Origin of the sequence: Xanthomonas pisi DSM 18956 (assembly GCF_001010415.1) — a bacterium.
Classification (GTDB): domain Bacteria; phylum Pseudomonadota; class Gammaproteobacteria; order Xanthomonadales; family Xanthomonadaceae; genus Xanthomonas; species Xanthomonas pisi.
In genome coordinates this window covers 1-807 of sequence record NZ_JPLE01000133.1, presented here as the reverse complement: position 1 = coordinate 807, position 807 = coordinate 1, and the positions used below count along the sequence as shown (strand labels likewise).

Genomic DNA, 807 nt, shown 5'->3' with positions numbered 1-807 from the left:
TGTTAACAAATCCGAAGCTCATCAACGACTAGGGTGAAGCCGAGGAAACCGAGGAACATGACGTCCAGCTTCTCGAAGCGAGTGAAAATTCGGCGGCAACCTTTCAAGTGACGGAACAGTCTCTCCATTTCGTTGCGCCGCTTTTACATCTCCCTATTGTATTTCCAAGGCTCGACCCGATTGGATTTCGGCGGAACCACCGGCATGAAGCCAAGTTCGAGCGCCAACTCGCGGGTTCGTTGCCTTCGTAAGCACGGTCCATCAACAAATGGATCGGCAGCTCCACTGGCCCCAGGTGTTCAAACAACATGCGGCCTGCCGGTGCGTCATGCGCGTTGCCAGGCGTCAATCCGAGGGTGATGGCTGTTCGAGCATCTGCGGCAACCATCTGAATCTTAGTGTTTCATCCACCGCGCAACTTGTCGATGGCTTGCTGGCCGTTTTTTAATGCACCCGTGCCATCGGGATGCGCCCTGACGCTGATGGAGTCCAGTGAAACGCTTCAATTGTGATGCGCACGATCTGGGACTTCTGCAATTGGGCGAACATCCGCTCCAGCACACCCGCCTTGACCCAACGGTTCATGCGCGTGTACACCGTGTGCCAGTTGCCAAAGCGCTTGGGAAGGCCGCGCCATTTGCAACCATGCTCGGCAACGTAAAGGCGTTGACCACTTGCAGGTTGGTCATGCTGACATCGCCGCGCTGCGCCGGCAGGCAGTGCTAGATCAGGGAAACTTGCGCTGGCGTGATCTCCATGCCTGATAATCTAATCGCTCAATCCATTAGTGTTAACAGGCCCTAGCTT

General features: G+C 55.5%; 1 pseudogene. It reads right to left on the bottom strand.

The features are described 5' to 3' along the window. Positions 1-2 precede the first annotated feature (2 nt). Positions 3-716: pseudogene (locus tag Y887_RS20480) on the bottom strand (IS5 family transposase). Between the last annotated feature and the right edge of the window lie 91 nt (positions 717-807).